Source organism: uncultured Traorella sp., assembly GCF_944327115.1.
Taxonomy (GTDB): Bacteria; Bacillota_I; Bacilli_A; order Erysipelotrichales; family Erysipelotrichaceae; genus Traorella.
The window spans coordinates 1-9,066 of sequence record NZ_CALVGS010000017.1 but is presented as its reverse complement, the minus strand read 5'-3'; the positions used below and the strand labels follow the sequence as shown (position 1 = coordinate 9,066).

Below are 9,066 nucleotides of genomic sequence, written 5' to 3'. Positions count from 1 at the left end.
ATGAAGATATCAAGGCAAGATTTGAAAGCGGTGTTTTGCATTTGAACATTCCGAAGAAAGATCAGCCGAAGGTAGAAGAAAAGAAATACATTTCAATTGAGTAAGTCGTTGGACTTACTCTTTTTTTGTAAATGTTGTTTACATTGGATAAGAGGGCATTTCATGTTTTATCGTGTAACTATCGAAGAACATTTAATCTTTGAATTCATGTAATGTTGACAAATCAACAAGTTGGACTTACAATACAAAAGTTGAATTATCAATGGTAAAGGAGAAAATTATGGTAAATCGTTTTGAGCGTTTTTCTTTGTTGTTATTTGAGATATTGCGCTATTGGCATAAGCTGACAGCAGAAGAAATGAAAAAATATGGGTTAAAGGGTGCTCATTCGATATATCTTTTAACGATGTTGCGTTATCCTGACGGTATTACGGCAACGCAGATTTGTGAATGTTGCGTAAAGGATAAGGCAGATGTATCCCGAATGATGACCTTGCTTGAAAAAAAGGGTCTGGTGAAGAAAGAAGGAATTCATCAGAATCTTTATAAAGGGGTCTTTAAGCTGACTGAGGAAGGAAGAAAGGCGGCTTTATTTGTATCACAGCGGGCTTCTTTAGCTGTTGATATTGCAGGTAAGGATTTAACTGATGAACAAAGAAAAGTATTGTATGAAGCCTTGGAACAGATTGCTTCAAATCTTCGTAAGCTGAATAAGGAGGGACTTCCGGAATGAATCCATTAACAAAAGCTTTTTGCCGTATTTATCAAGTTATTTTTCATCTGGCATTGCCGATATTGCCGTATCGCGAGCCTGAATTATATTCAAGTATCACAGAAATACCAGACCTTTTAAAGAAGATCAATGTACATTCTGTATTGCTTGTCAGTGACGCTGCATTGAAAGAAAATCGCAAGCCATTAGAAAAGATATTACATGACCATGATATTCATTGTGTTGTGTATGACAAGACATGTGCCAATCCGACGGTTTGGAATGTAGAAGAAGCCCGTAAGCTTTATTTGCAAGAAAACTGTGAGGCTTTGATTGCTTTTGGCGGCGGTTCCTCGATGGATTGTGCCAAAGGTGTAGGTGCCCGTATTGCTTATCCAAAGAAATCTTTGGATCAGTTAAAAGGTCTTTTACGTGTTTTAAAAAAGATTCCACCACTCATTGCCATTCCGACAACGGCAGGAACAGGGAGTGAAGTAACGATCACGGCAGTGATCACAGACAGTGAGAAAAAATATAAATATACGATGAATAGTTTTACGCTGATTCCCGGCTATGCGATTTTGGATCCAAAGGTTACTTATACCTTGCCGCCGCAATTGACCGCTACAACGGGAATGGATGCCCTGACCCATGCGGTTGAAGCCTATATCGGTAATTCTACGAGCAAGGAAACACGAAGATATTCACTTGAAGCAATACGTTTGATTTTTGATAATATTGAAAAAGCTTATACAAAGGGTGATGACGATGAAGCCCGAAAAAATATGTTGCATGCATCATATATTGCCGGAATTGCTTTTTCAAAATCATATGTGGGTTATATTCATGCTGTGGCTCATTCATTAGGGGGTCAGTATAATATCCCTCATGGTCTTGCGAATGCTGTTTTAATGCCTTATGTATTAAAGGAATATGGGGCATGTGCCTATAAGAAATTACATGACTGTGGTATGGCAGCCGGTGTAGCGGCCAAAAATGATACTCATGAGCAAGGAGCCAATAAGTTTATTGATGCCATTGAAAAATTAAATCAGAGGATGAAGATACCTGCTCATTTCGAGGGAATCCAAGAAAAGGATATACCATTGATGGCAAAACATGCGGCCAAGGAAGCCAATCCATTGTATCCGGTACCTAAGCTGATGGATGCAAAGGAATTAGAAAAGTTTTATTATATGGTTATGTGATGGAGGTAGACATGAATATTGATGAAATATTAGAAAAACAACGTCTTTATTTTCAAAGCGGAAAGACTCTTTCAATTGATTTTCGTATCGAAATGTTGAAAAAGCTAAGAAATGTCATTCATAAATATGAAAAAGAAATTGCTCAGGCATTAAAAGCAGATTTAGGAAAAAGTGAATATGAAAGCTATATGTGTGAAACGGGTCTGGTACTCAGCGAAATCAGTTATATGATCTCTCATGTCAGAAAATTTGCACGTAAACATCATGTACACACACCTCTTGCACAGTTTGCATCCGTCAGCTATAAACAAGCATCTCCTTATGGAAATACGTTGATCATGAGTCCATGGAACTATCCCTTGCTTTTAACGATCGATCCGCTGGCAGATGCGATTGCGGCAGGCAATACGGCAATTGTGAAGCCAAGTGCTTATTCACCGGCAACCAGTGCCCTGATTGATAAAATGATAAAAGAATGCTTCCCTGGTGAATATGTCGCAGTGGTAACCGGTGGAAGAAAGGAAAATGCCGCCCTTTTAGAAAAGAAGTTTGACTTTATCTTTTTTACGGGAAGTCAGAATGTGGGTAAAGAGGTATTGCGTCATGCCGCCGAATATCTGACACCGGCAGTATTGGAACTGGGAGGTAAGAGTCCTTGTATCGTTGATAAAACCGCTAAAATAAAATTAGCGGCCAAAAGGATCGTCTTTGGAAAATATTTAAACTGTGGTCAAACCTGCGTGGCACCGGATTATATCCTTTGTCATGAAAGTGTAAAGGATTCACTGATCAAAGAAATCTGCTTACAGATCAAAAAGCAATTCGGTGAGCGGCCATTAGAAAATAAAGATTATGGAAAAATTGTCAATCAAAAGCATTTTGAACGTCTTTTAGGTTTGATCGATCAAAATAAGCTGGTAATTGGCGGTGAATCCGATCCCCATACCCAAAAGATTTCTCCTAGCGTAATGGATGGGGTGACTTGGGATGATGCCGTCATGCAGGAAGAGATCTTTGGTCCCATTTTGCCAATATTGACCTTTCATACGATAGATGAAGTGATTCATTTGCTCGCTGATAAACCGAAACCGTTGGCTTTCTATATCTTTTCAGAAGATAAAGCTGTGATCCAAAAGCTGAGTGAGCGCTGTCGCTATGGCGGTGGCTGTATCAATGATGTGATCATTCATTTAGCGACCAGTGAGATGGGCTTTGGCGGTGTCGGTGAAAGCGGTATGGGGGCATATCACGGTAAGATCGGCTTTGATGCTTTCTCACATACGAAAAGCATCGTAGATAAAAAAACATGGATGGATCTTCCGATGCGTTATCAGCCATATCGAAAAGGTTTATATGAAAAACTGTTACATCTGTTTTTAAGATAAAGAAAAAGTGTCATTCCAATCATGGACATGACACTTTTTTTATCAGTTTTGATGAAGATATTCCAGAATCTCCTTGGCATTATTTTCCGGACTTGCTTTCTCAAAGGTTTTAATGATCACGCCCTCTTCATCAATGACATAGGTAGAGCGCATAATTCCCATATATGTTTTTCCATACAGCTTTTTTTCCTTCCATACATCATAAGCTTCGATCACCTTGTGATCGACATCGGAAAGCAGAATGAAAGGAAGCTCATATTTCTTCTTAAAGTTAAGATGAGATTTGGATGTATCCTTGCTGATACCGATCACAACGACATCCAGCTTCTTAAAATCATCATAAGCGCTTTTAAATGCACAGGCCTGTTTCGTACAGCCCGGAGTATTATCCTTCGGATAAAAATATACGACGACTTTCTTTCCTTTAAAAGAAGAAAGAGAAACGGGATTGCCATTTTCATCCGGCAATGTAAAATCAATGGCTTTTGTATTCACTTCTAACATAAAATTACCTCCTTGGAACGATTTCTAACCAATAACCATCCGGATCTTCAATAAAATAAATGCCCATAGATGGATTTTCAAAACATATACAGCCCATTTCTTTATGCTTTTCATATGCTTTTTCATAATCATCACATTCAAAAGCTAAATGAAATTCACATTCACCCAGATCATAGCGTTGCGGATGATCATGAAGCTGTGTCAGTTCTAATTCAAAATCACTTTGCTCATTTTTCACATAAACGATCGTAAAGGCTTCAGTTTCTTTTCTTCTGACTTCCTTTAGTCCCAAAGCTTCTTCATAAAATTTCAATGATGCTTCCAGATTCGATACGTTATAATTTTCATGGATCATTTTAAAATTCATATTCTTTCACCCTTTCTGTATTGACAATATTCTCGCTGTTTTTTACTTTTAACAACAGCTTTTCCATGTGTGCAGGATCTGATGAGAAATGCATTGGGAAAATGACCGAAGTATCTGTCCATGCATTAAAGATCTCAAGACCTTCACAAGCTAGCTCATCGCTTTGACGTGGATCTAATACGAGAAAAGCCAGATCGAAGTGACGGCCTTTGATCTTTTTCATCTCAGCCATAAAGCTGCCTCGCATCATCTTGGCTTCTTTTTCACTGTCATCCTCCCATAACCACAGATGAAGATCACCGGCATGATAGATGGTTTTATCTTCTGTTTCGATAATAAAGGCAACCCCGCTGTCAGTAGAAAGCAGCGTAGTTACTGTCATATCATCAACCTTGAGCGTTTCATCATGATGCATATGAATGACAGGGAGAGGTGTTTTTTTGATTTCACTGGCAAAGATGAAGGTGCGTTTTTTAAAGTCCTTCGTTTTCTCAAAGACTTCCGGATTGTAATGATCCTGATGCTTGTGAGAAACAAACACATACAAAGGCTTGTCACTTTGGATGATTGGCAGGTCTTTCATATAATAATCAAATAATAAGATATGATGTTCAAGCTCAACCATGAAGCCACTGTGATAGATTGGATATATTTTCATGTTTACCTCCGAACTCATTGTAGCACATTTTTCAAAATATGTTACAATACATGCATGAAAACAAATTATTTAGAAAGAATGAAAGAATATTTACAGGATGAATATGAAGAATTTTTAGCTACCTTAGATAAAGAAATGTATAAGGGACTCAGCGTCAATACGATGAAATGTCGTCCTTCCTTCGTAGAGGAAAATTTTCCTTATAAACTGACGCCTTCTTCATTTGGAGAGAATTGTTATTTGTTTGATGGCAGCGTTAAGGCAGGAAGTCATTGGACGCATTTGGCAGGACTATATTATCTTCAGGAACCCAGTGCAGCCAGTGTCGTGAAAGCTTTGGATATTCAAGAGGGAGATTGGGTCTTAGACGCTTGTGCGGCTCCGGGAGGCAAAAGTCATCAGATCGCTTGTGCTTTGAACAATACCGGCTTTCTTTTAAGCAATGAAATTGATCCTAAACGTGCCAATATCCTTATGTCCAACATGGAAAGATGCGGAGTAGGAGAGAATATGATTACCTGCTCATCTTTAGAAAGGCTCGCCCCTCAGTTTCAAGGTGTCTTTGATAAGGTCTTGGTCGATGCGCCATGCAGTGGTGAAGGCATGATGAAAAAGCATGAGCTGGCCTCTGTGGAATGGAGCGTAGAAAATAATCTGGCCTGTCAGAAACGACAGCTGCGTATCTTGGATGAGGCGGTTACATGCCTCAAGACAAATGGGATATTGGTCTATTCGACCTGTACCTATGCCATTGAGGAAAATGAAGCGGTCATCTATGAATTTTTAAAACGGCATCCGGAAATGGAGCTGCTTGATGGCGGTGATCATGTCAAACGAAAGGGTCTTCCTTATAAGGATCTGGATGTTTCGAAAGTGCGCCGTATCTATCCGATGGATGGCGGAGAAGGGCATTTCTTTGCGAAGATGCGAAAACGAGGAGAAGCAAAGGCTGTTTTTCTGAAATATAAGAAAACAAGAAGGATACATCCTTCAGCAATTGAATTTATAAAGGATCAAAGTGATCTTTCTTTAAATCTGATTGAAATTAATAATAAGGTTTATGCCAGAAAAGAGATGTTCTTAGAGGCGGATATGAATATTCTTCGGCAAGGAATCTTAATCGGTGAAATCGTAAAAAATCGTTTAGAACCACATCAGCATTTCTATATGTCTTCACTTTTGATGCCGTATTATCATCATATCATTGATATGACACAAGCTGAAGCCCAATTATTTTTAAGCGGGAATGTTTTTGCCCATCAAGAAAAAGGCTATGTATGCTGTGCCTATAAACATGTTCCTTTAGGTTTTGGAAAAGGGGATGGCAATCAGATAAAAAATAAATATCCAAAAGGTCTGAGAACACTGAAGGCCTTTGAAAAATAAGTGAGTTGCAAATGGTAGTTAGAAAAGATATACTTGCGTAAAGGAGAACGATTATGAATAAACTCATATGTGTTTTACTGATCGTATTGCTTGTGTCAGCTTGCAATGACTCTTCGGTGAAACAAGAGGCTTTACGCTTTAAAGAAGAGTATGAATCGTTGAATGGCAAAGAAAATGACAGTGGCATAGATTATGTGAATGTTGTCATAGAGGCGGATCATCCGATGGTATATGCAGATATCGATCAGCTTTTGGAAGTGATCAAAAATGGCGGCATCATTTATTTTGGCTTTGATGAATGTCCGTGGTGCCGCAATGTTTTACCAGTCCTGATCGAAGCGGCCCGGGAAAAAGAAGTGAGTGAGATTTATTATTATGATATCAAAGGAATCCGGGATGAGCTTGTATTAAATGAAGAAGGCATGATTGAAGTCATGAAAGAAAAAAGTGAGGATTATCAGCTGATCTATGATGCTTTATATGATAGCCTGAATATTTACGAAGGCTTAAATGATGACACAATCAAGCGATTATATGCCCCCAGTGTTTTCTTTATCAAAGAGGGCAAGGTCATGCTCATGCATGAAAGCACCGTTGAATCGCAGAAAGATCCAAGCGTGATGATGAGCGATGTCCAACAACATCAGCTCAAGGATATCTATATACAGGGAATAGAGAAGATTACTGAAGCTTTTTGATGTGAAATACCGGTATAATTGCATTTTGGGTGAAAGGGGATAGGTAAATGAAAAGAGTGGGTCTTGCTTTGATATGCCTGATGTTTGCGATCTTTGCAATCGGTGTAACGGAAGAGGTCATGTGGCGGTCTTTTAATTTTATGGAAATCGTCGGTTATCAGATCAAAACGACTAAATCAAATCTAAGTGAAATAAGTGAAAAATGGTTTTATGAATATTTTAATCAGCTTAGAGGTGTCCATGTTCCTTATGATTACAGGATCCAGAAGGCTGAACTGGATCGTATCGAAGTATTGGATGAACAAAGCGTACAGGTCAATGGGACGATCTATACATCCTCTCGTAATCTTTCAGTGATTGACAATCTTAATCTGATTCAAAGCAGCGAACGTTATGAATATGATTTTGAAATTGTTTTAGTGTGGCAAAATGAGGGTCATATGTGGGAAATTACCGATGCGATGTCACCGGTTCAGTATCAGATACAGCACTCTGTTTTTCAAGATGCTCCTAAGATTCCGTATGTGATGAAAGATACGGACTGGGCATATGCGATTCAGGATTCAAATTTATATGTGACCTATGATCATGGTGAAACATTCAAAGAAGTGCCAAACGGTTATGAGCAGGTCTGCTGGGATGCGATACATAGTGAGACAGATGAATATCTTGATGATGAAAGTTATATTATTACACCTGAATTTACAGCTTTTATTGGTCGTAATTCATTGGCTGTGAAGTTAATTTACAGCCTTGATCAGGGAGAAACATGGCAGGAAAGCAATATTTGCAGTTCAAATTATAAAGGCAAGGCTTATTTATCGAAAACAGATCATTACTGTTATTTGACGATGGCATTGGATCATTTGATGGGCGATGATTATTATGGAACGTATCGCAGTGCTGATTTTGAAACATGGGAATCGGTATCCATGAATGAAGCGTTTGATGAAAATATCAGCTGCGTCTTTTGGCTGAGTGATGAAATCGGCTATTTTGCCAATGCCAATGTTCTTTATCGTACAACAAACCATGGTGGTGATTATGAAGCTGTCACGCTTCCGCCTGCGACATCAACGATCGAAGACATCGGCTATGATCCTTTTGATCTTGTCGTGGAAATGTATCAGGATCATGATGTGATCTATGCAATTGCTTCTCAAAAAGAGGGTGACTATAAAAAAGACGGACAACTGGCCAGAGGTCTGTATCTTTCTTATGATGGCATCCATTTTGAATTCGTGCAGGAAATATAGAGGTGGTATCATGAATAAAAAAAAGTTGGCTTTTTTGATTTTATGGCTTTTGTTGTTCTTTCTTTGTGCTTATTTCTTATATAACAGCTACACGCTGTTAATTGAATATCGTGATAGAAGGCAGGGCATCATTCAGCTTGTTTGTGGTTTATGTCTTGTCATAAGCATATTATCCGTGGCTTATTTGAGCGAAAAGCCGCTTTCTTCATGGAAAGAAAAAGCAATGATCGTTTTCAGCGACTTATGCTTGTTTGAAAGCATTCTTGTATTTTTTGGCCGCTATCAGGATACAGGAGTGCTTCTTCTGATCATCATCACAGCTTTTATCGTATCTGTCCTTGTTTCTTTTCTGATCATAAGGCATTTCAATAAAGCTGACAAAATTTAAATGATAATAAAAACAAAGCATCAAATCTGACGCTTTGTTTTTACTTTGAAGCATGATTGAGATATGTGAGATATTCTTCCCGTTCCTTTGCTGGAATCTGCATCATATCAAATACTTCTTCTGCACTCATATCATTATTCTTCATCATGTTTTGAATAAATCCTATAAATTTCAGTGTCGTTTCTTCGATACCTTTTGTTATTCCTTTTGCCATTCCTTTGTTCTCCACATAATCGCCTAAGTTGCACATCTCTCTGATCTCCTTTCTTGTTTCATCGTCCATGACGATGCCATACTCTTCCTCAAGGATCGCCAGCTTTCTTTCACTTTGGATCGTTTCATCCAGCAAGGTCTGCAGTAACCCTAAGATCTCTTCTTCGCTTTCTTTTCCCAGATAAAGCAGGATCACGGATAGTTTGTCGTAGTCTTCTTTTCTAATCCTATTGTATCCGACATGTACCTTTTTGTCCAGTGAGATTTCCGTAATGCTCCCTCTTTCTTCCT

The 9,066-nt window shown here is 38.6% G+C and carries 11 protein-coding genes and 1 pseudogene; 8 read left to right on the top strand and 4 right to left on the bottom strand.

What is annotated here, in order from left to right; translation table 11 throughout:
* Positions 1-8 precede the first annotated feature (8 nt).
* The 4 genes from Q0K35_RS01480 to Q0K35_RS01465 all read left to right on the top strand — a co-directional run bounded on the left by Q0K35_RS01480 (position 9) and on the right by Q0K35_RS01465 (position 3,305).
* Positions 9-104, top strand: a complete 96-nt coding sequence (locus Q0K35_RS01480) for a hypothetical protein (protein ID WP_294560903.1) — start codon at positions 9-11, stop codon at positions 102-104.
* 176 nt (positions 105-280) lie between these two features.
* Complete coding sequence (locus Q0K35_RS01475; protein WP_294560902.1) at positions 281-733, top strand: MarR family transcriptional regulator; 453 nt, start codon at positions 281-283, stop codon at positions 731-733.
* Entirely contained in the window at positions 730-1,920 is a 1,191-nt protein-coding gene (locus tag Q0K35_RS01470) for an iron-containing alcohol dehydrogenase (protein WP_294560901.1), read from the top strand. The genes Q0K35_RS01475 and Q0K35_RS01470 overlap by 4 nt, the downstream gene beginning before the upstream one ends.
* An 11-nt stretch (positions 1,921-1,931) precedes the next feature.
* Positions 1,932-3,305 carry an aldehyde dehydrogenase gene (locus tag Q0K35_RS01465; RefSeq protein WP_294560900.1) on the top strand — a complete coding sequence of 458 codons (1,374 nt, stop codon included), beginning with the start codon at positions 1,932-1,934 and terminating at the stop codon, positions 3,303-3,305.
* A gap of 42 nt (positions 3,306-3,347) precedes the next feature.
* Here Q0K35_RS01465 and bcp read toward each other — a convergent pair whose 3' ends face one another.
* The 3 genes from bcp to Q0K35_RS01450 are packed head-to-tail and all read right to left on the bottom strand — an operon-like array spanning position 3,348 to position 4,834.
* Positions 3,348-3,809, bottom strand: coding sequence for a thioredoxin-dependent thiol peroxidase (bcp, locus tag Q0K35_RS01460; RefSeq protein ID WP_294560899.1), 462 nt, complete (start codon positions 3,807-3,809; stop codon positions 3,348-3,350).
* A 4-nt stretch (positions 3,810-3,813) separates the two neighbouring features.
* Positions 3,814-4,176: a VOC family protein gene (locus Q0K35_RS01455; protein ID WP_294560898.1), complete on the bottom strand. Its 363-nt coding sequence runs from the start codon at positions 4,174-4,176 to the stop codon at positions 3,814-3,816.
* A complete protein-coding gene (locus tag Q0K35_RS01450) occupies positions 4,166-4,834 on the bottom strand; it encodes an MBL fold metallo-hydrolase (RefSeq protein ID WP_294560897.1) in 669 nt (222 codons plus the stop codon). The genes Q0K35_RS01455 and Q0K35_RS01450 overlap by 11 nt, the downstream gene beginning before the upstream one ends.
* A 54-nt stretch (positions 4,835-4,888) precedes the next feature.
* Here Q0K35_RS01450 and Q0K35_RS01445 point away from each other — a divergent pair, with 54 nt between their 5' ends.
* The 4 genes from Q0K35_RS01445 to Q0K35_RS01430 are packed head-to-tail and all read left to right on the top strand — an operon-like array spanning position 4,889 to position 8,562.
* A complete protein-coding gene (locus Q0K35_RS01445) occupies positions 4,889-6,220 on the top strand; it encodes an RNA methyltransferase (protein ID WP_294560896.1) in 1,332 nt (443 codons plus the stop codon).
* A gap of 53 nt (positions 6,221-6,273) precedes the next feature.
* Positions 6,274-6,918, top strand: a complete 645-nt coding sequence (locus tag Q0K35_RS01440; protein WP_294560895.1) for a hypothetical protein — start codon at positions 6,274-6,276, stop codon at positions 6,916-6,918.
* A gap of 47 nt (positions 6,919-6,965) precedes the next feature.
* Positions 6,966-8,174, top strand: coding sequence for a hypothetical protein (locus tag Q0K35_RS01435; protein WP_294560894.1), 1,209 nt, complete (start codon positions 6,966-6,968; stop codon positions 8,172-8,174).
* A gap of 10 nt (positions 8,175-8,184) precedes the next feature.
* Positions 8,185-8,562 (top strand): hypothetical protein, encoded by a 378-nt coding sequence (locus tag Q0K35_RS01430; RefSeq protein ID WP_294560893.1) that lies wholly within the window; start codon positions 8,185-8,187, stop codon positions 8,560-8,562.
* Positions 8,563-8,602: 40 nt separating this feature from the next.
* On the opposite strand, the pseudogene Q0K35_RS01425 reads toward Q0K35_RS01430, so the two are convergent.
* A pseudogene (locus tag Q0K35_RS01425) lies at positions 8,603-9,066 on the bottom strand (hypothetical protein); the annotation flags it as partial.